This window comes from Streptococcus parasanguinis (genome assembly GCF_016648855.1).
GTDB lineage: Bacteria > Bacillota > Bacilli > Lactobacillales > Streptococcaceae > Streptococcus > Streptococcus parasanguinis_L.
Map to the genome: position 1 here is coordinate 40,625 of NZ_JACLQU010000012.1, position 22,073 is coordinate 62,697.

General features: G+C 42.8%; 23 protein-coding genes. 19 read left to right on the forward strand and 4 right to left on the reverse strand.

Annotation, left to right across the window (positions count from 1 at the left end; all coding sequences use genetic code 11):
• The first annotated feature begins 78 nt into the window (after positions 1-78).
• The 14 genes from H7T92_RS07920 (at position 79) to H7T92_RS07985 (ending at position 13,955) form a co-directional block, all read left to right on the forward strand.
• The gene (locus H7T92_RS07920) at positions 79-672 is read left to right on the forward strand and encodes a class I SAM-dependent methyltransferase (protein ID WP_201037471.1); all 594 of its coding nucleotides are present in this window, start codon (positions 79-81) and stop codon (positions 670-672) included.
• Entirely contained in the window at positions 669-1,946 is a 1,278-nt protein-coding gene (locus tag H7T92_RS07925; RefSeq protein ID WP_201037472.1) for a pyrimidine-nucleoside phosphorylase, read from the forward strand. The genes H7T92_RS07920 and H7T92_RS07925 overlap by 4 nt, the downstream gene beginning before the upstream one ends.
• 17 nt (positions 1,947-1,963) lie before the next feature.
• The gene (gene deoC, locus H7T92_RS07930; RefSeq protein WP_125826917.1) at positions 1,964-2,626 is read left to right on the forward strand and encodes a deoxyribose-phosphate aldolase; all 663 of its coding nucleotides are present in this window, start codon (positions 1,964-1,966) and stop codon (positions 2,624-2,626) included.
• On the forward strand, positions 2,613-3,002 hold the full coding sequence (locus H7T92_RS07935; protein WP_049491822.1) for a cytidine deaminase: 390 nt from the start codon (positions 2,613-2,615) through the stop codon (positions 3,000-3,002). Before deoC ends, H7T92_RS07935 begins: the two co-directional genes overlap by 14 nt.
• A 75-nt stretch (positions 3,003-3,077) precedes the next feature.
• Positions 3,078-4,139: a BMP family lipoprotein gene (locus H7T92_RS07940; protein WP_201037473.1), complete on the forward strand. Its 1,062-nt coding sequence runs from the start codon at positions 3,078-3,080 to the stop codon at positions 4,137-4,139.
• 128 nt (positions 4,140-4,267) lie between these two features.
• Positions 4,268-5,803, forward strand: a complete 1,536-nt coding sequence (locus tag H7T92_RS07945; RefSeq protein WP_201037474.1) for an ABC transporter ATP-binding protein — start codon at positions 4,268-4,270, stop codon at positions 5,801-5,803.
• Positions 5,796-6,857: an ABC transporter permease gene (locus tag H7T92_RS07950; protein WP_201037475.1), complete on the forward strand. Its 1,062-nt coding sequence runs from the start codon at positions 5,796-5,798 to the stop codon at positions 6,855-6,857. The genes H7T92_RS07945 and H7T92_RS07950 overlap by 8 nt, the downstream gene beginning before the upstream one ends.
• A complete protein-coding gene (locus H7T92_RS07955; RefSeq protein WP_021153355.1) occupies positions 6,857-7,813 on the forward strand; it encodes an ABC transporter permease in 957 nt (318 codons plus the stop codon). Before H7T92_RS07950 ends, H7T92_RS07955 begins: the two co-directional genes overlap by 1 nt.
• A gap of 275 nt (positions 7,814-8,088) precedes the next feature.
• Positions 8,089-8,691 carry a hypothetical protein gene (locus tag H7T92_RS07960; protein WP_201037476.1) on the forward strand — a complete coding sequence of 201 codons (603 nt, stop codon included), beginning with the start codon at positions 8,089-8,091 and terminating at the stop codon, positions 8,689-8,691.
• 21 nt (positions 8,692-8,712) lie between these two features.
• Positions 8,713-9,348: a copper homeostasis protein CutC gene (locus H7T92_RS07965; RefSeq protein ID WP_201037477.1), complete on the forward strand. Its 636-nt coding sequence runs from the start codon at positions 8,713-8,715 to the stop codon at positions 9,346-9,348.
• A 103-nt stretch (positions 9,349-9,451) separates the two neighbouring features.
• Positions 9,452-10,117: an MmcQ/YjbR family DNA-binding protein gene (locus H7T92_RS07970; protein ID WP_049514729.1), complete on the forward strand. Its 666-nt coding sequence runs from the start codon at positions 9,452-9,454 to the stop codon at positions 10,115-10,117.
• 1 nt (position 10,118) lies between these two features.
• A complete protein-coding gene (locus tag H7T92_RS07975) occupies positions 10,119-11,873 on the forward strand; it encodes an ABC transporter ATP-binding protein (RefSeq protein WP_195529203.1) in 1,755 nt (584 codons plus the stop codon).
• Positions 11,860-13,614 carry an ABC transporter ATP-binding protein gene (locus H7T92_RS07980; protein ID WP_023918294.1) on the forward strand — a complete coding sequence of 585 codons (1,755 nt, stop codon included), beginning with the start codon at positions 11,860-11,862 and terminating at the stop codon, positions 13,612-13,614. The genes H7T92_RS07975 and H7T92_RS07980 overlap by 14 nt, the downstream gene beginning before the upstream one ends.
• Before the next feature lie 92 nt (positions 13,615-13,706).
• Positions 13,707-13,955 carry a hypothetical protein gene (locus H7T92_RS07985; protein WP_023918292.1) on the forward strand — a complete coding sequence of 83 codons (249 nt, stop codon included), beginning with the start codon at positions 13,707-13,709 and terminating at the stop codon, positions 13,953-13,955.
• An 18-nt stretch (positions 13,956-13,973) separates the two neighbouring features.
• On the opposite strand, the gene H7T92_RS07990 is transcribed toward H7T92_RS07985, so the two are convergent.
• From H7T92_RS07990 to H7T92_RS08000, 3 genes are all read right to left on the reverse strand, one after another.
• On the reverse strand, positions 13,974-15,278 hold the full coding sequence (locus H7T92_RS07990; protein ID WP_042766235.1) for an aminotransferase-like domain-containing protein: 1,305 nt from the start codon (positions 15,276-15,278) through the stop codon (positions 13,974-13,976).
• Positions 15,279-15,341: 63 nt separating this feature from the next.
• Positions 15,342-15,989, reverse strand: coding sequence for a PAQR family membrane homeostasis protein TrhA (gene trhA / locus H7T92_RS07995; RefSeq protein WP_003011253.1), 648 nt, complete (start codon positions 15,987-15,989; stop codon positions 15,342-15,344).
• The gene (locus H7T92_RS08000; protein ID WP_201037478.1) at positions 15,964-16,464 is read right to left on the reverse strand and encodes a DUF1836 domain-containing protein; all 501 of its coding nucleotides are present in this window, start codon (positions 16,462-16,464) and stop codon (positions 15,964-15,966) included. The genes trhA and H7T92_RS08000 overlap by 26 nt, the downstream gene beginning before the upstream one ends.
• A gap of 66 nt (positions 16,465-16,530) precedes the next feature.
• Here H7T92_RS08000 and yaaA point away from each other — a divergent pair, with 66 nt between their 5' ends.
• Complete coding sequence (gene yaaA, locus H7T92_RS08005) at positions 16,531-17,256, forward strand: peroxide stress protein YaaA (protein WP_201037479.1); 726 nt, start codon at positions 16,531-16,533, stop codon at positions 17,254-17,256.
• 120 nt (positions 17,257-17,376) lie between these two features.
• Here the strand turns inward: yaaA and H7T92_RS08010 are convergent, their stop codons facing one another.
• Positions 17,377-17,823, reverse strand: coding sequence for a MarR family winged helix-turn-helix transcriptional regulator (locus H7T92_RS08010; RefSeq protein ID WP_003001765.1), 447 nt, complete (start codon positions 17,821-17,823; stop codon positions 17,377-17,379).
• A gap of 207 nt (positions 17,824-18,030) precedes the next feature.
• Between H7T92_RS08010 and H7T92_RS08015 the strand changes: the two genes are divergently transcribed.
• From H7T92_RS08015 to H7T92_RS08030, 4 genes are all read left to right on the forward strand, one after another.
• Entirely contained in the window at positions 18,031-18,528 is a 498-nt protein-coding gene (locus H7T92_RS08015; RefSeq protein ID WP_311626360.1) for a cell wall elongation regulator TseB-like domain-containing protein, read from the forward strand.
• A 16-nt stretch (positions 18,529-18,544) separates the two neighbouring features.
• Entirely contained in the window at positions 18,545-19,723 is a 1,179-nt protein-coding gene (locus H7T92_RS08020) for a pyridoxal phosphate-dependent aminotransferase (RefSeq protein ID WP_201037480.1), read from the forward strand.
• A 148-nt stretch (positions 19,724-19,871) separates the two neighbouring features.
• Entirely contained in the window at positions 19,872-21,218 is a 1,347-nt protein-coding gene (asnS, locus tag H7T92_RS08025) for an asparagine--tRNA ligase (protein WP_003007581.1), read from the forward strand.
• A gap of 68 nt (positions 21,219-21,286) precedes the next feature.
• Entirely contained in the window at positions 21,287-22,003 is a 717-nt protein-coding gene (locus H7T92_RS08030; protein ID WP_201037481.1) for a DUF1003 domain-containing protein, read from the forward strand.
• Positions 22,004-22,073 lie beyond the last annotated feature (70 nt).

Consider the following 22,073-nt stretch of genomic DNA (forward strand, 5'->3'; position numbering starts at 1 on the left):
TTGTAGTCTTTAGTATACCAATTTTTAGAGGTCATGTAAACGATTTAAAAAAGGAATGAATTATGATAAAATAACCTTATGAGTAAAATGTATTTCGATGTAAACCCCGATGCAGCCCATGATATTCATGATCTGGCTGTTGTTTTATTGGGGCAAAAGATGAATTTCTATACGGACGCGGGCGTCTTTAGTAAAAAAATGATTGACTATGGAAGCCAGGTGCTCTTATCAACTCTGGATTTTCAAGAAGAAGAAAGTGTCCTCGATGTTGGCTGTGGCTATGGTCCAATCGGCCTCTCTCTAGCTAAAGCACAGGGAGTTACCGTGACCATGGTCGATGTCAATGAGCGGGCACTGGACTTGGCTAAGAAAAATGCCAGTCGAAACGGCGTGGAAGCTCAGATCTTTTCTTCGGATGTCTATGAAGCAGTAGAAGGGGTCTTTGACCATGTAATCAGTAATCCGCCGATCCGAGCTGGTAAGAAAGTGGTTCACCAAGTGATCACTGGTAGTTTTGAACATTTGAAACCAGGTGGAGACTTGACCATTGTCATTCAGAAAAAACAAGGGGCTCCCAGCGCTAAGGCCAAGATGGAAGAGACGTTTGGCAATTGTGAGACCGTAAAAAAAGACAAAGGCTATTATATTTTAAGAAGTGAGAAAGAATCATGAGAGCAGTAGATATCATTCAGAAAAAAAGAGATGGTCTTGCCTTAAACAAGGAAGAAATTGAATGGCTGATTGAGGGCTATGTGGCTGGAACGGTTCCAGATTACCAAATGTCTGCTTTTGCTATGGCTGTTTATTTTAAAGGGATGACGACTGAAGAAATCTCTCATATGACCATGAAGATGGTCCAAACGGGTCAACAGTTTGATCTGTCAGCTATTCCAGGGATCAAGGTGGACAAACACTCGACTGGTGGTGTCGGAGACAAGGTAACCTTGGTCTTGGTGCCTTTGGTTGCAAGTTTCGGAGTGCCGGTTGCAAAAATGAGTGGTCGTGGCTTAGGCCACACAGGTGGGACCATCGATAAGTTGGAATCCATTAAAGGTTTCCAGATTGAACGGACCCAAGAGGAATTTATCCAGCAGGTGCAGGAGATTGGATTATCGGTCATTGGTCAATCCGACCAACTCGTAAAAGCAGACAAACTCTTGTATGCTCTGCGTGATGTGACAGCGACAGTGGACACCATTCCTTTGATTGCTAGCTCCGTCATGAGTAAGAAAATTGCTGCAGGTGCGGATGCCATTCTTTTGGACGTGACGGTAGGCGAGGGTGCCTTCATGAAGAATATTGAGGATGCTCGTCGCTTAGCCCGTACCATGGTGGATCTTGGAAATGCAGTGGGTCGGAAAACCATCGCTGTCATTACAGATATGAGCCAACCTTTGGGAACCAGTATTGGCAATCGTTTAGAAATTTTAGAAGCCCTGGATATTCTGAAAGGACAAGGGCGAGCTGATGTGACGGAGTTTATTTGTGAGTTAGCGCAAATCATGTTGAAATTGGCCAATGTAGAACAATCGATTGAAGCCATCCATGAACACTTGAGCAATGGACGAGCCTTAGCCAAGTTTGAAGAAATGGTGGTGGCTCAAGGTGGAGACTTAGAAGATTTGCATCGTCCCGTCAAAGTGGATCAGGTCCTTGAAGTAACAGCGGACAAAGATGGCGTCATTGCTGCTTTACCTGCCATGGAGTTTGGCTTGTTTGCCATGCGCTTGGGTGCTGGCCGTGCTGTCAAATCAGATCCCCTCGATTACGAAACAGGAATTGTGTTTGACAAAAAAGTGGGAGAGCACGTCAAAAAAGGGGAACGCATTGCCCGTATTTTCATGAATGAAAAAAATTCACAAGAAAGAGTTACAGAATTCAAAAAAAATGTTAAAATACTAGAAAGGGCTGAAAGCGTTAAAGAAATTATTGAAATAATATCTTAAGCAGCTCAGGAGATTGTATGAAGTTAAATAAATATATCGATCACACTCTTTTAAAACCAGATGCGCAACAAGAACAGATCGAAAAGCTGATCGAAGAAGCCAAGGCTTATGATTTTGCGAGTGTCTGTGTGAACCCGACATGGGTGAATTTTGCGGCTGAGGGCTTGCGCGATTCAGACGTTAAAGTTTGTACCGTCATTGGTTTTCCTTTAGGAGCAAATACACCATTTGTCAAAGCGTGTGAAACAAAAAATGCGATTCAAAATGGTGCCGATGAGATTGACATGGTCATTAATATTGGGGCTCTTAAGTCTAAGAATTTAGCACTAGTTGAAGAAGATATCCAAGCTGTAGTCGAAGCGAGCGGTGATAAGCTGGTCAAAGTCATCATTGAGACTTGTCTCTTAACAGATGATGAAAAGATCGTTGCTTGTCAAATCGCTAAGTTAGCTGGCGCAGACTTTGTGAAGACGTCAACTGGCTTCTCAACTGGAGGAGCAACGGTTGAAGATGTGGCCTTAATGCGTCAAACTGTTGGACCCGACATGGGTGTTAAAGCTTCTGGTGGTGCTCGCTCTTATGAAGATGCTCTTGCTTTTATCGAAGCAGGTGCGACCCGTATCGGGACTTCTTCTGGTGTAGCCATCATGGAAGGAAGGGTGGCTCATGGCGACTACTGAGTTGATCAACTTAGCAGTTGAAGTGAGTCAACAAGCCTATGTGCCTTACTCTCATTTCCCAATTGGAGCTGTACTGCTAACAAAGGATGGGGAAATCTATACAGGGGTCAATATCGAAAATGCCAGTTTTGGTTTGACCAACTGTGGAGAACGGACAGCCATTTTTAAAGCTGTTTCTGAAGGAGCTCGTGAGTTTCAAGAGCTCATTATCTACGGGCAAACAGAAAAGCCCATCTCTCCATGTGGTGCTTGTCGCCAGGTCATGGCTGAATTTTTTGAGCCAGACCTTCCTGTAACCTTGGTATCTAAAGATAAATCGACGGTCGTGATGACGGTCAAGGAATTACTTCCATATTCCTTTACAGACCTGACTTAATTGGTTTGTGAGGCGGTCTTTTGACCCTTTCAATACTTCGCAACAATGTTGCACAATAATTTAGGAGGTTCAGTAATGAACAAGAAACAATGGCTAGGCCTTGGTCTAGTAACTGTCGCTGCTATCGGACTTGCAGCATGTGGAAATCGTGCGTCTAAAAAAGATAGCGCTAACTCAGAATCTAAAACAGATTTGAAAGTTGCTATCGTTACCGATACTGGTGGTGTGGATGACAAATCATTCAACCAATCTGCTTGGGAAGGTTTGCAAGCTTGGGGTAAAGAAAACGGTCTTTCTAAAGGGAAAGGATTTGACTACTTCCAATCAACAGATCAATCTCAATATGCGACAAACCTTGATGAAGCTGTTTCTAACGACTACAAATTGATCTTTGGTGTTGGTTTTGCCTTGAGCGACTCTATTAAAAAAGCTGCAAAAGACAACGAAGATGTGAACTACGTCATCATCGATGACCGTATTGAAGGACAAAAGAATGTAGCATCTGCTGTTTATGCCGATAACGAAGCTGGTTACCTTGCTGGGATCGCTGCTGCAAAAACTACAAAAACTAAACAAGTTGGTTTTGTAGGTGGTATGGAAAGTGAAGTTATCACTCGTTTCCGCGCTGGATTTGAAGCTGGTGTTAAATCTGTTGACCCATCTATCAAAGTTCAAGTAGACTACGCTGGTTCATTCGGTGACTCTGCGAAAGGTAAAACAATTGCTGCTGCACAATACGCTGCAGGTGCAGACGTTATCTACCAAGTAGCTGGTGGTACTGGTGCAGGTGTCTTCTCTGAAGCTAAAGACTTGAACGAGAAGAAAAATGAAGACGAAAAAGTTTGGGTTCTTGGGGTTGACCGTGACCAAAAAGCTGAAGGTGAATACACTTCTAAAGATGGCAAAAAATCTAACTTTGTCTTGGCTTCAAGCTTGAAGAAAGTCGGAGAATCTGTAAAAGACTTAGCTAAGAAAGCTGCTGACGGTAAATTCCCTGGCGGTAAAGTGATTACTTATAGCTTGAAAGATGGTGGAGTTGATTTGACAACCGACAACCTTTCTGCAGATGCTAAAAAAGCTGTAGAAGATGCTAAAGCTAAAATCCTTGATGGGTCTCTTAAAGTTCCTGAAAAATAATATTTGATTGGAGCGGCCCTCCCTTTAAGGGCCGTTTCTTTTAAAGTGAGACATTTTTGTCTCAATAAAATCTGTTAGTCACCTAGCAGATTTTATTGAAATAAAAAAATTTTGAAAGGAAACACCCCATGACACATGAATATGTCATCGAAATGCGTGAGATTACCAAAAAATTTGGTGACTTTGTAGCAAATGATAAGATTAATCTTCAGTTGCGCAAAGGTGAAATCCATGCACTTCTTGGAGAAAATGGTGCAGGGAAATCTACACTGATGAATATGCTGGCTGGTTTATTGGAACCAACAAGCGGAGACATCGTGGTAAATGGAAAAACTGTTAACCTAGACTCACCTTCAAAAGCAGCTTCTTTAGGAATTGGAATGGTACACCAACACTTTATGTTGGTTGAAGCTTTTACAGTTGCTGAAAATATTATCCTTGGTTCTGAAACCACGAAGCATGGTGTTTTGGACCTTAAAAAAGCCAGTCAAGATATCCTTGACTTGTCTAAAAAATATGGCTTGGCAGTAGATCCAAATGCCAAAGTTGAGGATATTTCCGTTGGTGCGCAGCAACGTGTGGAAATCTTAAAGACGCTTTATCGTGGAGCCGACATCCTGATCTTCGATGAACCAACTGCGGTTTTGACACCAGCTGAAATCGAAGAATTGATGACAATCATGAAGAACTTGGCGAATGAAGGAAAATCTATCATCTTGATTACGCACAAGTTGGATGAAATCCGTGCTGTTTCAGACCGCGTAACGGTTATCCGTCGCGGGAAATCTATTGAAACAGTCGAGATTGGTGGAGCAACCAACCAAGATTTGGCTGAAATGATGGTCGGTCGTTCTGTTTCCTTTAAGACTGAAAAAGGTCCTTCTGAACCAAAAGAAGTGGTCTTATCGATCGAAAACTTGGTCGTGAATGAAAATCGGGGAGTCCCAGCTGTTAAGAATCTTTCCTTAGAACTTCGTGCTGGTGAAATCGTTGGGATCGCAGGGATTGATGGAAATGGTCAATCTGAGTTGATCCAAGCCATTACAGGTCTACGGAAGGTAAAATCCGGTTCAATCAAGATTAAAGGCAAGGATGTTGTAGGACTTCGCCCACGTCAAATCACAGAAATGAAGGTAGGACACGTCCCTGAAGACCGTCACCGGGATGGTTTGGTCCTTGATATGATGATCTCTGAAAACATTGCTCTTCAAACTTACTATAAAGAACCTCTTAGCAAGAATGGTATTTTGAATTATCCAAATATTACCTCTTATGCCAAGAAGTTGATGGAAGAGTTTGACGTTCGTGCAGCTAGTGAAGTGGTACCAGCTAAGGCTCTCTCTGGAGGGAACCAGCAAAAAGCCATTATCGCTCGGGAAATTGATCGTGATCCAGATCTCTTGATCGTTAGTCAGCCAACTCGTGGTTTGGACGTCGGAGCGATTGAATATATCCACAAACGTTTGATTCAAGAACGGGATAATGGAAAAGCCGTTCTGGTTGTCAGCTTTGAATTAGATGAAATTTTGAATGTTTCTGACCGTATTGCGGTTATTCATGATGGGAAGATCCAAGGGATCGTAACCCCAGAAACGACGAATAAGCAAGAACTTGGAATCCTCATGGCAGGAGGAAAAGTAAAGGAGGGAGCATCAAATGAATAAGAATTTAAAACAAATTGCTGTTCCATTGGTGTCTGTCCTTTTAGGATTGGTCCTGGGTGCCATTATTATGTGGGCCTTCAGCTATGATGCCCTTTGGGGATATGAATTGCTGTTTAAGAAAGCCTTTGGTTCGATTAAGAGTTGGGGTAATATTTCCCGTGCTATGGGGCCGCTGATTTTAGTTGCTCTTGGATTTTCGGTGGCTAGCCGGGCCGGCTTCTTTAACGTTGGACTTCCTGGTCAAGCTTTTGCAGGATGGATCATGGCGACTTGGTTTGCCCTTTCCTTCCCAAATATGCCTCGCTTACTGATGATTCCGATGACTGTTTTGATTGCGGCTGTTGCAGGTGGATTTATTGGAGCGATTCCTGGTTTCCTTCGTGCCTATCTCGGAACCAGTGAGGTCATCATCACCATTATGATGAACTACATTGTTCTCTATGGTGGGAATGCCTTGATTCATAGCTTCCCAGCTTCCTTGATGGAAAACAAGGACTCAACCATTGATGTGGGAGCCAACGCTGTCTACCAGACGGAGTGGTTGCGTAATTTGACGGACAAATCACAAATGAACATCGGGATCTTCTTTGCCATCATCGCATTGGTGGTCATCTGGTTCTTGATGAAGAAAACTACACTTGGGTTTGAAATCCGTGCCGTTGGTCTCAATGCGAATGCGGCGGAATACGCAGGGATGTCTGCAAAACGGACCATTATCCTTTCTATGATCATTTCTGGTGCTCTTGCTGGTATCGGTGGGGTAGTAGAAGGTCTGGGGATTTACTCAAATGTCTACGTTCAAACCAGCTCAATGAGTGTTGGATTTAACGGTATGGCCGTTGCCCTTCTTGCGATGAATTCACCAATTGGTATTCCATTTGCTGCCTTCTTGTTTGGAGCGCTTCAAATTGGAGGAGTTGGTATGAAGCCAGCTGCAATCCCTGAAGAAGTCGTTCAAATTGTGACAGCATCTATTATCTTCTTCGTATGTGCCCACTACATTATCGAAAAGATGATCTCGATGCGTTCAGCTAAAAAAGGAGGAGCAAACTAATGAGTATTGTAACGATTTTAAGTATTCTTGTTTCCTCTATGATTGTGTATGCAGCGCCGCTGATCTTCACAAGTATCGGAGGAGCATACTCAGAACACGCTGGGGTTGTTAACGTTGGTCTGGAAGGAATCATGGTTATGGGAGCCTTCTCAGGTATTATCTTTAACTTGACTTTTGAGCCTGAATTAGGAAGCTTGACACCATGGTTGTCCTTGATCGTTGCTGCAGGGATTGGAGTACTCTTCTCCTTGATTCACGCGGTGGCAACCATTCATTTCCGTGCTGACCATATCGTCTCAGGTACAGTATTGAACTTGATGGCACCTCCATTGGCCGTCTTTCTTGTCAAAGCGATGTACAACAAGGGACAAACTGATAATATCAAAGTTGCCTTTGGGAAAACATCCATCCCAGTCTTATCTAAAATTCCGGTGATTGGGGATATTTTCTTCAACAATGCCAGCATCATCGGCTGGGTTGCGATTCTCTTTTCATTCTTTGCTTGGTTTATCATGTTCAAAACGAAATTTGGATTGCGTCTTCGTTCAGTTGGTGAACACCCACAAGCAGCAGATACATTGGGAATCAATGTATATAGAATGCGCTACTTAGGAGTGATGATCTCAGGCGCCCTAGCAGGAATCGGAGGGGCTATTTACGCTCAGTCAGTTTCTGTTAACTTCGCAGTGACTACTATTGTAGGTCCTGGATTTATCGCCCTTGCGGCTATGATTTTCGGGAAATGGAACCCAATCGGGGCCATGCTGGCTAGTCTCTTCTTTGGAGCTTCACAAAGTTTGGCTGTTATCGGGAATCAATTGCCTTTGCTTAAAGGTATCCCATCCATCTACTTGCAAATTGCGCCTTACGTCTTGACCATGGTTGTCTTGGCAGCCTTCTTCGGACAAGCAGTTGCGCCTAAAGCAGATGGTGTTAACTACATTAAATCGAAATAATGCACAGAGAGAGGTTGGGACAAAAGTCCTAGCCTCTCAATTGTTTTTGGATTGTCGAGTAAGACGCAGTGGTTGAGTGGGCTCTACTACGCTGATTTTATCAGCTTTTACAGCCCTACTCAACTGTGCGGAGGTGGGACGACGAAATCGAATTCTAACGAATTATCGATTTCTGTCCCACGCTCTCTTTTGCTTTCTAAAGGCCCCTCTTAGTCGCAATTTCTTTAGATTTAGGGTACAATAAGAATACAACTTTTCACGTATTGGAGGAGCAGATGTTTAAGTGGATGAGACGCCTGATTGGCATGGTGATCGTTTTATTTATTTTATTAGTGGTCCTATTGGTTCCTGGATCTATTCCTGAAGGGGAGCAGCTGAGAAATGTGCAGTCAGGGAGTTCTTTGATTGAACTGGCTCAAAATGCAGTTTCAAACGCCTCTGTGAGCACTGAAGGACTCTCAACTGAGCTAAGTCTCAATTCTGTGCAATTGAGTCAGGTCGTAAAAACAAGTGCTGGTTCCGCCCTTGACAATTCTGACTATCAAAAGATGGCATTAGGAATGGATGGCAATGACCTTCACGTCAAAGTTCCTGTTTCCTTAGGTCCAGTTGATAGCTATCTAGATTTAACCATGACCGGTCAAGTTGAAAACAATGTCATGAATTTGACTGTGACCGGTGCTAAATTAGGGAAAATGCCCATTCCAAAATTCTTGGTTCTCAACTATTTGAAGGATCAATCCAATCAAAATGGAGGCGGCTTCACGGTTAATGGTGATCAAATCACCCTTGAGATCCCTCAAGCAGGCTATAGTATCTCAAAAGCGAGAGTGGAAAATGGCAATGCTAAGGTAACCGTTAGTATATCCTTGTTTTAAGTCTTTGTAATTGGAGTTGTCATGCTTGTCTTTGAATTTTGTGCAGAGAATTTAACTTTTATTGATAAGGCGATTGCTGCTGGGGCAGGTCGCATTGAACTGTGTGACAACCTGGCAGTAGGCGGGACCACACCGAGTATAGGTGTGATCAATGAAGCAATCAAACTGACAAGAGAGAAGTCCGTGGATCTATGTGTGATCATTCGGCCCCGTGGTGGAGATTTTGTCTACACTGATCCAGAAGTCGAAGCTATGCTGACGGATATTCGTGCTACGAAAGAAATAGGGATTACTTGTTTTGTGCTGGGTGCGCTGACGAGTGATCGAAAGTTGGACAAGAGGGTCATGCAGCTTTTACTTGCAGCCTGTGGAGAGGCAGAGGTGGTCTTTCATATGGCCTTTGATGAGTTAGCTCATACAGATCAGCTAGAAGCGATTGAGTGGCTTTCTGATCAGGGTGTAGCCCGCATTTTAACACGAGCTGGAAGTCCAGGTGACCCACTAGAGCAACGTTTTGCACACTATCATCGTTTATTAGATGCGGCTAAGGGAAAGATTCAGATCCTACCAGGTGGAGGTGTGACCCTTGACAATCGTCAGCTCTTTTTGGAACAATTGGGTGTTTGTCAACTGCATGGCACGCGCATCGTGTTTTAAAAAAGAAACGCTCACTGCCTGAAGTAGTTTTGAAGATCCGTTATCAAGGTTGGAGACGTTGTTTCCAGCCTCTTCTAGTGCAAAAATGAATAAGGGAGAGAAAATGTTTTTAGAGCATTATTTTGACCGATACACCTTTCAGCCAGAAAAGGGATTGGCTTTTGGATTTGAAAAGAGAGGGGCAGGCTATGAGTACCAGTGTCCCGTCTTATCGGACTCTTTTCTCTTAAAGGTCCGTGTCTGCGACCAGAAGATATCTTTTCAGGTCTATGATCAGGATACAGGGGACGAGTATATCCAGATCCATCAGGAACAGCTACAAGGAAATTTCGTTGGCCAAGTCAGAGAAGCTTGTCAGGAAAGTCTTGCAAGGATTCGCCAAGCTTGTTTTGAGGTAGAGAAATTTCTCTATCCTCAAGCCAAGCGTCTCATGGCCTATATCTCTCTGTACTATCAGGGAACGATTGAGTATTTGTGGGAGAGATCTCCAGAATCTGGTGCCATTCGCCACCGAGACACCCTCAAGTGGTATGGTGTCTTTATGACCATTGATTGGAAAAAACTAGATGCTGGCAAGTCTGGGAAAATAGAAGTTTTGAATGTTAAGTCTGATCAAGTAGCCCGTTTCATCCAGCAGAAGGGGATTTATCCAGCTTTTCATATGAATAAAAAATATTGGGTGAGTATCCCCTTAGATGGAACAATTGCTGATGAGGAGTTGTTTGCTCTAGTGGATAGTAGTTGGCAACTCACAAAAAAGGGGAAATAAGATGAATCTGTTGAGGAAATTATCTTGGTTTTTTAATTTAGAGAAGAAGCGATACTTGATCGGGATAGGGGCCTTGATCTTGGTTAGCTTTTTAAATCTCATTCCTCCAAGAATCATGGGCCTTGTGATCGATTTGATCGATAAAAGAAAGCTGACACTGGGGCAGTTAGTTATGGATATTGCCCTTTTGGTCCTCGCAGCTCTAGCCATGTATGGCCTTCGTTTTGTTTGGAGACGCTATATTTTTGGGACGGCCAATAAGTTGGCTCGGATCTTGCGTTATCGTTTGTTTAAGCAATTTACGCTCATGTCTCCGTCTTTTTATCAGAGTTATCGGACAGGGGATCTCATGGCCCATGCCACCAATGATATCAATGCGGTGACTATGTTTGCTGGTGGCGGGGTTATGTCTGCAGTGGATGCTTCTGTGACCGCCTTGGTGACCCTAGTTAGCATGTTTTTCATGATTGATTGGCGCTTAACCCTCTTAGCTATTTTGCCTCTACCGGTTATGGTGGTAGTGACTTCAACTATTGGCCGTAAAAACCACAAAGCCTTCAAAGAGGCCCAAGAAGGATTCTCAGAGCTGAACAACTTTGTCCAGGAATCAGTATCAGGAGTCAAAGTGACCAAATCCTTTGGCTTTCAGGCAGATGAGATTCAGGCTTTTGAAAAAACCAATCAGATGGTCTTTTCAAAAAATATGACTTCAGCCGGTTACAATGCTTTGTTTGATCCGACTACTCTTCTTTTTGTCGGTCTCTCCTATGTTTTGACGCTCTACTTCGGGGGGCTATTTGTTCAGGAAGGAAGCCTGACGGTTGGACAAATCGTAACCTTTATTACCTATCTCAATATGCTCGTCTGGCCCCTTCAAGCCATGGGCTTCTTGTTTAATATTAGTCAGCGTGCTAGCGTCTCCTATGATCGGATTGAGACACTTTTAGCAGAAACACCTGATATCCAAGATCCAAGTCAACCAGTTACAGTCATTCAAAACGGAGATTTGGAATATGACATTGAAGAATTCGCCTATGAGAAAGAGCCTGTCCTTGAGAAGGTTGCCTTTCATTTAGAAAAAGGGCAAACCCTTGGAATTGTAGGACCAACTGGATCTGGAAAGACTACCTTGTTGCGTCTCTTGCTTAGAGAGCATGACTTGGAGCAGGGAGATATTTTGCTCAATGGAATCTCCATCAAACATTATCGCTTAGAGGATCTTCGAAGCTTGATCGGCTATGTCCCTCAGGATCAGATCCTTTTTGCCATGACCATTCGTGAGAATGTAGCTTTTTCAGATCCACAGATCGAGGAAGAAGAGGTAATGAAGGCTCTGAGAACTTGTGGAGTCTATGAGGATATTCTGGTCATGCCAGACCAGATGGAGACAGTGTTAGGAGAGAGAGGGGTCTCTCTTTCTGGCGGGCAAAAGCAAAGAATTGCCATGAGTCGAGCATTGGTCATGAATCCTGAGATCTTGATTCTGGATGATTCCCTGTCTGCAGTAGATGCTAAAACGGAGCACCAAATCATTGAAAATATGAAGCTAGAACGCAAGGGGAAAACAACGATCATTACAGCCCACCGCCTATCAGCGATCGTTCATGCGGATTTGATTCTAGTAATGGAGAATGGACAGATCAAGGAGCGAGGAAATCACGAGGAATTAATGGCTCAAAAAGGTTGGTACTATGAAACCTACCAAGCCCAACAATTATCAGAAGAAATGGAGGGAAAGCTGAATGAAAACATCTGAAGCTCATGTGATGAAGCGGCTCTTGACTTACATGTGGCGTTATAAATGGCTAACAGCCCTAGCCTTAGCCTTTACCTTTCTAACTAGTCTGTTATTGACGGCGATCCCACTTGCAGCTCGCTGGTATATTGACCACCTAGTGGATCCAACAGAAGCAGGCTCACCAGTTTTGACAGCTTTTCAGTTTTTGATTCTCTACTATGGGTTATTCATTGGGCGCGTGCTGGCAACTTATCTGAGTCAGTTAACCTTTGCGCGTGTATCCAATTCTATCGTAAGAGACATTCGTCTAGATATTTTCCAAAATCTTCAAAGGCTGGGTATGTCCTTTTATGACCAGACAGCAGCAGGTTCGATTGTTTCGCGCGTGACCAATGATACCCAGGCAGTCGCAGACATGTTTTCTACGGTCTTTTCAAGCCTGGTTTCATCCTTTTTACTCTTTCTAGTCACTCTTGTAACCATGTTTAGCTTGGACTGGCATTTGACTATTTGGATCCTGCCTTTTCTTCCCATTATTTGGTTTTCCATTCGTCTCTATCGCAAGTTATCCAATCGCTTGGTCAAGATGACACGACAAAAATTATCAGATATCAATGTGAAATTATCGGAATCCATTGAAGGAATGCGGATCGTACAGGCCTTTCGTCAAGAAAAGCGCTTGACGGATGAATTCGAACAGATAAATGGGGAACATTTAGACTATGCCAACCGATCTGTGGATGTCAATTCCCTCTTTTTGAGGCCAGCTATGACCCTGTTACAGGTTCTGGCTTATGCGGTTATTCTAACCTTTTTCGGCCTAAATTGGCAGTCCTCTGGCTTTACAGCAGGTCTTATCTATGCCTTTATCCAGTATGTTAGCCAGCTTTTCCAGCCCTTGATTGATGTCACCCAAAATTTTGCAACCTTGCAGACCTCAACCATTTCTGCAGGGCGTGTCTTTGAAATGATGGATCGAGATGACTACGAGCCAAAGCAAGCTGGTAGCCTGAAAGAAATCGAGCGGGGAGATATTCGCTTTGACCATGTATCTTTTTCTTATGATGGCAAACGGGATGTCCTAAAAGATATCTCCTTTGAGGTTAAAAACGGACAAACCATCGCTTTTGTTGGTCATACTGGTTCTGGTAAATCCTCTATTATCAATCTCTTCATGCGCTTTTATGAATTTGATCGTGGCCAGATCTTGATTGATGGACAGGATATCAAGAACTACAGCCAGGAAGCCTTGCGCAAGTCCATCGGTTTAGTGTTGCAAGAACCCTTCCTCTATCATGGAACCATTGCTTCTAATATCCGAATGTATCATGAAGAACTGACAGATGAGGAAATCCGACAAGCAGCTGCATTTGTGGATGTAGCAGACTTTATTGAGAGTCTACCCGGTGGCTATGATCATCCGGTAACAGAGCGGGGTTCTACCTTATCGACTGGTCAGCGTCAGCTTCTGGCTTTTGCTCGGACCATTGCTGCCCAGCCTAAGATCCTCATTTTGGATGAGGCCACTGCCAATATCGACCAAGAGACGGAAGAGATGATCCAAAATTCTCTGAAGAAGATGCGCCAAGGGCGGACAACCATTGCCATTGCCCATCGCCTTTCTACCATCCAAGATGCCGATTGCATCTATGTTCTCGATAAAGGAAAAATCATCGAATCAGGCAACCACGACCAACTCATTGCTCTAGGAGGAACGTATAAGAAAATGTATGACCTCCAGGCTGGTATGATGAAATAAGGATAAACAAGGTCTAAATGCAAATTTAACCTTGTTTTTCTTTCTTGAAAGCTGTAAAATAAAGAAAAGAACAGAAAAAGGGAGCATAAACCATGTCAAACGATCTGATCATGATGGGAGTTGTGATTGTCTTATTTGGACTTTATTTCACCCTTCAAGTTGAGCTCAATAAAGTCAGAAATCAATTCACTCACTATCTTCTTAAACCAGGTAGTATTTCTAAGGAACAAAAAGAGAAGTACCTCAAAGAACCAGAGATGGAAGCGATTCGCCTGATTCGCCTCGATTATCGGATCGGCCTTCAAAATGCTAAACTGATCTATGAGCAATTAAAGAAATAAGAAAAACCCTCGTATAGTCTATACGAGGGTTTCTCTTTCAAAAAAAGGCGTAAGCTTTGGTAAAACATTGGTCACATCTGCCGATTTGATCTTGGCGAGTTGATAAGGACAAGAAGTGATGTAGGCTGCTTCAAAGAAATCAAGCGGGAGTCCACTGTGTTTTAAGGCAGCAAGGGATTGAACTTGGCTGAGTCCTAGAAGGATCCCATCGTGGGTCAGGGTCAGATGGGGAAGAAGAGGAGACTGGGCCATCAAGGTCTTTAGACTGGCTTCTACCTCTCTTTTTCTGGCTAGGAGTCGCTTTTTATTGGTCAGATACATACCGTTATCAATGTAGAGACTCAAGGCCTTTTGCATGATGAGATTGCTATCATAGTCCAGAATCGTCTTATAGGTTAAGACCGGCTTTAGAAGGGCTTGGGGAAGGATCATGGAAGTGATGCGAAGAGCAGAAAAGAGATTGGTCGAAAAAGATTTGATATAGATGACACGGTTCTTTTGATCCAAATAATGAAAAGAAGGAGCATTGCTGCCATCAAGATCTCCAAGATAGTCGTCCTCAACAAGGTAAACATCATATTGGTCAGCTAGTTGCAAGATCGCTTCTTTCTGCTTGGTCGAATAGCTATGACCGAGCGGATAGTGAAAACGAGGGATCGTGTAGAAGAATTTGATATGGCCACTTTTGAAAATCTCTTCAAGTTCCTCGAGATCAATTCCCATTAAATTTCGTTGAATGGTACGGTAGGCAAGTTGCTGCGAATCTAAGAGTTGGTTCATCCGATGATAAGTCGGTTGCTCGATCAAGATCTGAGACTTTTTATTGGGAAAGTCAATCTGGCTGAGGATATTGAGCGCCTGCTGGGTACCAGCAGTCAAAACAATCTGATCCGCAGTCGTATAAATACCTTCTTCCTTCAATAAGTCTTGGATCGATTGGCGTACCTCTAGTAATCCTGCTTGGTCCGAAAAGTTATTGAAGAGATAATTCTCCCGTCCAATCAAGGTTTCATTGATACAGGTCCGGAAGTCCTCAAAAGCCTGGTTGCGGTCTTTCTCTAATTTTAGAGGAAGATCCTCATGTCGATTAGGTTCTTGCTCCAAAACATAGTAGCCACTTTGAGGCTTAGCATAGAGGAAGTGCTGGTAAGTCAAGTCCAGCAAGGCTCGTTGCACTGTGTCCTTACTACAAGAAAATTGACTAGCTAACTGGCGAACGGAGGGAATTTTTTGTCCAGTTTCCAGTTCTCCATCTTGAATGGCTGCTTTTAGAACATGAATAATTTGTTGATATTTGCTCATCTTCATCCTGACTGTCCCCATACAGTTTTTTTCTATTGTACAGAAAAAATCAAAAAAAAACCACTCATAAGAGTGGTGAGCATATTACATAAAATATACAATCGCTAAATACTGAAGAGCAGAAGCCGCCAGGATGAAGAGGTGCCAAATCATGTGGAAGTATGGTTTTTTCTTAGCATAAAAGCCAGCTCCAACCGTGTAGCACAGGCCGCCCATGAGCATGAGACCCCAGAAGATCGGATTGGTTTGGCTAACGATTTGGGGAATAATAAAGATGACCAACCAGCCCATGATCAAGTAAAGAGCGAGACTGAACTTTTCATTGACTTTTTTGGCAAAGATCTTGTAGAGAATACCAAAGATGGTAGTGCCCCATTGGATCAAGATAATGCTGTAGCCCATCCAGTTGTTCATCAAGGTAAGGACGACTGGTGTGTAACTACCTGCGATCGCAATGTAGATCATTGAATGGTCGATAATGCGAAGCACATACTTTTGAGGTGAATCGTAAGACATGGCATGGTAGACGGTCGAAGAAAGAAACATCAAAAAGAGACTGATCACAAAGATAGAAGTCCCAAAAGCACTGAGCAGACCGTGTTGCTCAAAGCTATAGACTGCTGAGATTGGAAGCAAGATCAACATGAGGAGGGCGCCAACAGCATGGGTTACGCTATTTGCGATCTCTTCTCCAAAGGATAATTTTTTACTTAGTTTCATGGTGTAATTCATCAGTTTCTTCCTCCGTTGTTGCTGGTTGAATATAAGATAGGGTTTCAAGATAAAGTTGAACTGTCTGACAGGCAGAGCGAATGATGGGAGCGATCGGCTCTTTTTGCTCATTGAGATAAGCGACAAAGCTATTATAGAGAAGATCTGAACTCGCCTGGTCCTGCAAGAAATTTAAGGTAGAAGCGATCTCCTGAATAGAAAAGACCGTTTTTAAGGTTGTAATAGCGATCAAGCGAGCCACCTGTCTACGCTGGTATTTCTTCTTATCTGGTTTTTCGACATAGCCATGTTTTACGTAATTGTTGATCATGGCAGCCGTCAAGCCCTTGTCTGAAGAAGAGAGAACAGGTGCACAGGTTTTATTGACATAAAGTAGGACCTGATCGAGATAGAGGTCTAGCTCAGGCAGTTGCTCCCACGTTGGATAGGAAAAAGTGGCCACGAAATCTTCACCTTTCTTTAATCTAGTTTTCATAACTAGATAATAACATTAATAAAAACTCCTGTCAAGAAAATTTGAAAAATATGGTACAATAGACCTATGAAACTATTAATTCCATCCGCCAAAGAACTGAACGAACAGGCTCGTATCGTCGAGCCCCAACCCTTGTCAGAGAACACAAAAACCATCCTCCAAGCTTTGAGGGCATTCTCCCTAGAAGAATTAGCGACCTTTTACGGGATCTCAGAGGAAAGAGCTCTAGTAGAAAAGGAAAGAATTGAGGCTCTGTTAGCTGGGAGTGCCAAGACCTATCCTGCTTTGGGACTGTTTGATGGCCTTATGTATCGTAGTATTGAGCGTCAAGACTTATCCGAAAAAGAGCAGACTTATCTGCAGGAGCATTTGTTGATCACGACTGCTTTATACGGTGTGCTACCTGCCTATAAAGGGATTGCTCCCCATCGCTTGGATTTTATGATGAAGCTAAAACCAGCTGGAAAATCTCTAAAGGAATTCTGGAAAGAGGACTATGATCAGGCAGTAGAAGGTGAAGAACAGATCTTATCCCTTTTGTCTTCTGAGTTTGAACAGGTCTTTTCAAAAGCCATTCGTGAACGAATGATTCGGATCAAATTCATGGAGAATCGTGGTGGGACACTAAAGATTCACTCGACGATTTCAAAGAAAGCACGTGGGGCTATGGTGACAGCCATGATGAAGGAAGAAATCACCCATCTAGAAGATCTGAAATCACTAGAAGTAGCAGGTTTCTCTTATCGTGAGGATTTATCGCAAGAGAAAGAATGGATCTTTGTGAAAGAATAAATAAAAATATTCCTGAGAAGCGTCAGGAATATTTTTTTTGATCTGTTAGATAAAGAGAATGCACGATGAAAACTCCAAAATAGAGGATTTTGGAGTCAGAATCGACTTGAGCAGTAAGGCTTAGGCGATATGTTTGAATTTCTTCAAGAGTTCTGTCAACTCAGCTTGCTCGCCACTATTAAAGACTTGCATCAAGCGTTGAATATTTTTGATATGATCTGGAAGAGCTTCTTCGATCTTTTTACGACCGGCATCTGTAATAGATACAAGATAAGCACGGCGGTCTTCTGGATCGGTTTCGCGTGTAATCCAACCATCGCGGACCATATTGCGAATAACCACAGTCATATTTCCAGAGGTCGCAAGAATGCTATCAATCAGATCTTGAATGCGGAGATCGCCTTTGCTGTACAAGGTCTCAAGTACAGAGAATTGAGTTGGTGTCAACTGGTGCTTTTTAAAGATATGAGCCTCAGAGGCACGGATCAATCGTTCTGCCTTGTGGAAGACGATCATGGTTTTTAAATCTACGTTTGCTTCTTTGAATAATCTCTTTAAATTTTCCATATCTATATTTTATCAATAAATAGTATTTCTGCCTTTTAATTTTATTTTCAAATTAGTTACAGAATTGTGACAAATTTATTAAACTATGAACAAATGATAGTAAAGGTGTTAATTTTAGTTTGTTTATCAAACAATTTTATACTAAAACATTGTAACAGGTATGAAATATTAGTAACAATTCTTTCTTGAAAATCTATAGAATTCTAGGTGGCTTTGGTGTATAATGAGGGAGTGAAACAGAAAAATTATCTTTTTATCATATGGCAACATATAATAGGAATCTGTGTCTTAGTTCTGACGGTCCTTTTTTCTTGGCTATTTCTTGCTGAAAAAACTTCTGATCGCTTGCAGGATCAAATGGCGCAAGCAAGAAAAATAGCTCTGTCTCACTCTTCGATTGCGACCATTGAGACGGAGAGTTTCTTTCATGGCAAAGAAGCGTATCTTTCCTTTATTGGCAAGGACCAAGAGGGGCAAGAACTAGCGGTTTTGGTGGCGCAGGCGGATGATGCAGTCTATACCTACCCTTTGAAAGAAGGAGTTAGTTCCAAAGAGGCAGCTTCTGTCGTCAAAGAGAAGAGTCAGGACGCGACTGATCGGGTAACTTTTGGGCGCTTTAAAGGCAAACCGATCTGGGAAGTCAAGGCTGGGAGCTCTTATTATGTGGTGGATTTCAAGACTGGGAAAGTCACCGGTGTTTTTTAAGATTTGAGGAGGAAATATGAAATTATCAAATCGTGTATTGGAAATGGAAGAAAGTGTGACCTTGGCTGCTAATGCGCGTGCCAAAGCTTTGGCAGCAGAAGGTCGTGATATCTTAAGTCTGACCCTGGGTCAACCTGACTTTGCGACTCCAAAAAATATTCAAGAAGCTGCAGTCGCATCCATTGAGGATGGTCGTGCCAGCTTTTATACGGTCGCATCTGGACTTCCAGAATTGAAGGATGCCATTAGCGACTATATGAAGGAGTTTTATGGCTATGCTGTGAATCGGAATGAAGTAGTGGTCGGTACTGGTGCTAAGTTTATCCTCTATGCCTTCTTTACTTCTGTCATTAATCCAGGTGATGAAGTCATCATTCCAACCCCTTGCTGGGTTTCTTATGTAGACCAGGTCAAGATGGTAGAGGGCACACCTGTTACTTTCCAAACAACAGAAGAAAATCACTTCAAGGCAACGGTAGAGCAACTGGAAGCAGCACGGACAGACAAGACCAAGGTAGTCTTGCTGAATTCACCATCCAATCCAACAGGAATGATCTACAGTAAAGAAGAACTCGAAGCAATCGGAAATTGGGCTGTTGAACATGACATCCTTATTTTGGCAGACGATATCTATGGTCGTTTGGTATACAATGGCAATACCTTTACGCCCATTTCTAGCTTATCAGAAGCGATTCGCAAGCAAACTATTGTTATTAACGGAGTTTCTAAAACCTATGCTATGACTGGTTGGCGGGTTGGTTTTGCTGTAGGAGATTCTGAGATTATTGGAGCCATGGCCAAGGTGATCAGCCAAACAACTTCCAACTTAACGACCGTTTCCCAATATGCTGCAATCGAAGCTCTTACAGGAGAGCAGTCTTCTATTGAGATCATGCGTCAAGCATTTGAAGAGCGTCTGAATACCATTTATCCTCTCTTGAATGAAGTACCTGGGTTTGAAGCCATCAAACCACAAGGAGCCTTCTATCTCTTCCCAAATGTCAAGAAGGCCATGGAAATGAAGGGATATACTGATGTGACGGAATTTACCACAGCAATTTTAGAAGAAGCAGAGGTTGCTTTAGTAACGGGAGCTGGCTTTGGTGCCCCTGAAAATGTTCGCTTGTCTTATGCAACAGATTTGGATACCCTCAAAGAAGCTGTTCGCCGACTCAAGGCCTTTATGGAAAAATAAAATTACAAGACCCTTAGTAATGAGCTGAGGATCTTTTTCTTTAAAAAAAATCTGGTTTTCACAGGTAGAACCTAGCACTGAAAGCCTTTTTATGATACAATTAAGAAGATAATGTCTTCGGACAAGTTTAACGAGAAAAGGAAGATGAATGATGACAAAACGGATTACTATCATCGAAGTAAAAGACTACGTTGGTCAAGAAGTGACCATCGGTGCTTGGGTGGCCAACAAATCAGGTAAAGGAAAAATTGCTTTCTTGCAATTGCGTGACGGTACTGCTTTTTTCCAAGGTGTGGCTTTTAAACCAAACTTTATCGAAAAATTCGGCGAAGAAGTGGGGCTTGAAAAATTTGATACCATCAAACGCTTGAGCCAAGAAACATCAGTGTTTGTGACTGGTATTGTCAAAGAAGACGAGCGTTCTAAATTTGGTTACGAATTGGATATTACAGACATCGAAGTGATCGGTGAATCTCAAGATTACCCAATCACTCCTAAAGAACACGGGACAGACTTCTTGATGGACAACCGCCACTTGTGGTTGCGTTCACGCAAACAAGTTGCCGTTATGCAAATCCGTAATGCCATTATCTATGCAACTTATGAGTTCTTTGATAAGAATGGCTTCATGAAGTTTGATAGCCCAATTCTTTCAGGAAATGCTGCAGAAGATTCTACAGAACTTTTCGAAACAGACTACTTTGGAACACCAGCCTATTTGAGTCAATCAGGTCAGCTTTATCTGGAAGCTGGTGCTATGGCCCTTGGTCGCGTCTTTGACTTTGGACCAGTATTCCGTGCTGAAAAATCTAAGACTCGCCGTCACTTGACTGAGTTCTGGATGATGGACGCTGAGTACTCTTACTTGACACACGATGAATCACTTGACTTGCAAGAAGCTTATGTCAAAGCTCTTCTACAAGGTGTTTTGGACCGTGCTCCTCAAGCCTTGGAAACATTGGAGCGTGATACGGAGCTCTTGAAACGCTACATTGCAGAGCCATTCAAACGGATCACTTATGATGAAGCGATTGATCTCTTGCAAGAGCATGAAAACGATGAAGATGCGGATTACGAGCATTTGGAACATGGTGATGACTTCGGTTCACCACATGAGACTTGGATTTCAAACCACTTTGGTGTGCCAACATTTGTCATGAACTACCCAGCAGCTATCAAGGCCTTCTACATGAAACCAGTTCCTGGAAATCCAGAGCGCGTGCTTTGTGCAGACTTGCTTGCTCCTGAAGGCTATGGAGAAATCATCGGTGGCTCTATGCGTGAGGAAGACTACGATGCCCTTGTTGCAAAAATGGATGAACTTGGCATGGATCGTACAGAGTATGAATTCTACCTTGACCTTCGTAAATACGGTACAGTTCCACACGGTGGATTTGGTATTGGGATTGAACGGATGGTTACCTTCGCGGCTGGTACTAAACACATCCGTGAAGCTATTCCATTCCCACGTATGTTGCATCGTATCAAACCTTAATAGACGTAAAAACGCCATTAGGCGTTTTTCACTTTTATCTGCTTCAAAAAACTATGAAAGGAATTTCAATGCTGAAAATAGACATCATTGATGGGAAAGAATACGAAGAAGGCCAAGGGTCTTTGATCGCAGATCTAGACCATAGCATTCAACAGATGCTCAAGACCTCCTACCCGGAAAGTCAAATGGATGATTTTATCACGTATAAAAATTTGAGCCAGTATTGTATGGATTATCTTGGACAGATTATTGAGCGTGCCAATGATAAAAACGAAGCCATTAAACAGCAGGTGACAGGTGTCATGCCCGAAAGCGAGCGCCCCTTTAACGTTGAAGACCGCTTGACAGCCAGCTATACCTTCGGTCAGCGGGTAGCGGATTCGGTCGCACGCTTCGGTGGTTCTTGGACCTTTATTATTAGCTTCATCATGATGATGGCTATTTGGATGCTGATCAATGTCTTGCATCCCTTTGGCTGGAATTTTGACCCTTATCCTTTCATCTTGCTCAATCTTGCACTTTCTACGATTGCGGCGATTCAAGCTCCTTTGATCATGATGAGCCAAAACAGGGCAGCAGATTATGATCGCCTGCAAGCGCGAAATGACTTTAACGTCAATATGGAGTCGGAACGAGAAATTCGCTTGCTTCACACGAAGATTGATCATATGGTGCAGCAAGACCAGACGGATTTACTGGAAATTCAAAAGTTGCAAACCGAATTGTTGGTGTCCTTGTCTAATCAAGTGGCCCAGTTGCGTCAAGAAATGAATCAAGAAAAATGAAGAAGGTGGAGAAAATGTAGGCAACTCTAAGTAAGTCTTTTAGAAACACTCAAATAATCTATTGAAAGAG

Coding starts and splice junctions, on each gene's coding strand:
- H7T92_RS07920 (WP_201037471.1), top strand. CDS start 79: ATGAGTAAAATGTATTTCGATGTAAACCCCGATGCAGCCCATGATATT.
- H7T92_RS07925 (WP_201037472.1), top strand. CDS start 669: ATGAGAGCAGTAGATATCATTCAGAAAAAAAGAGATGGTCTTGCCTTA.
- deoC (WP_125826917.1), top strand. CDS start 1,964: ATGAAGTTAAATAAATATATCGATCACACTCTTTTAAAACCAGATGCG.
- H7T92_RS07935 (WP_049491822.1), top strand. CDS start 2,613: ATGGCGACTACTGAGTTGATCAACTTAGCAGTTGAAGTGAGTCAACAA.
- H7T92_RS07940 (WP_201037473.1), top strand. CDS start 3,078: ATGAACAAGAAACAATGGCTAGGCCTTGGTCTAGTAACTGTCGCTGCT.
- H7T92_RS07945 (WP_201037474.1), top strand. CDS start 4,268: ATGACACATGAATATGTCATCGAAATGCGTGAGATTACCAAAAAATTT.
- H7T92_RS07950 (WP_201037475.1), top strand. CDS start 5,796: ATGAATAAGAATTTAAAACAAATTGCTGTTCCATTGGTGTCTGTCCTT.
- H7T92_RS07955 (WP_021153355.1), top strand. CDS start 6,857: ATGAGTATTGTAACGATTTTAAGTATTCTTGTTTCCTCTATGATTGTG.
- H7T92_RS07960 (WP_201037476.1), top strand. CDS start 8,089: ATGTTTAAGTGGATGAGACGCCTGATTGGCATGGTGATCGTTTTATTT.
- H7T92_RS07965 (WP_201037477.1), top strand. CDS start 8,713: ATGCTTGTCTTTGAATTTTGTGCAGAGAATTTAACTTTTATTGATAAG.
- H7T92_RS07970 (WP_049514729.1), top strand. CDS start 9,452: ATGTTTTTAGAGCATTATTTTGACCGATACACCTTTCAGCCAGAAAAG.
- H7T92_RS07975 (WP_195529203.1), top strand. CDS start 10,119: ATGAATCTGTTGAGGAAATTATCTTGGTTTTTTAATTTAGAGAAGAAG.
- H7T92_RS07980 (WP_023918294.1), top strand. CDS start 11,860: ATGAAAACATCTGAAGCTCATGTGATGAAGCGGCTCTTGACTTACATG.
- H7T92_RS07985 (WP_023918292.1), top strand. CDS start 13,707: ATGTCAAACGATCTGATCATGATGGGAGTTGTGATTGTCTTATTTGGA.
- H7T92_RS07990 (WP_042766235.1), bottom strand. CDS start 15,278: ATGGGGACAGTCAGGATGAAGATGAGCAAATATCAACAAATTATTCAT.
- trhA (WP_003011253.1), bottom strand. CDS start 15,989: ATGAATTACACCATGAAACTAAGTAAAAAATTATCCTTTGGAGAAGAG.
- H7T92_RS08000 (WP_201037478.1), bottom strand. CDS start 16,464: ATGAAAACTAGATTAAAGAAAGGTGAAGATTTCGTGGCCACTTTTTCC.
- yaaA (WP_201037479.1), top strand. CDS start 16,531: ATGAAACTATTAATTCCATCCGCCAAAGAACTGAACGAACAGGCTCGT.
- H7T92_RS08010 (WP_003001765.1), bottom strand. CDS start 17,823: ATGGAAAATTTAAAGAGATTATTCAAAGAAGCAAACGTAGATTTAAAA.
- H7T92_RS08020 (WP_201037480.1), top strand. CDS start 18,545: ATGAAATTATCAAATCGTGTATTGGAAATGGAAGAAAGTGTGACCTTG.
- asnS (WP_003007581.1), top strand. CDS start 19,872: ATGATGACAAAACGGATTACTATCATCGAAGTAAAAGACTACGTTGGT.
- H7T92_RS08030 (WP_201037481.1), top strand. CDS start 21,287: ATGCTGAAAATAGACATCATTGATGGGAAAGAATACGAAGAAGGCCAA.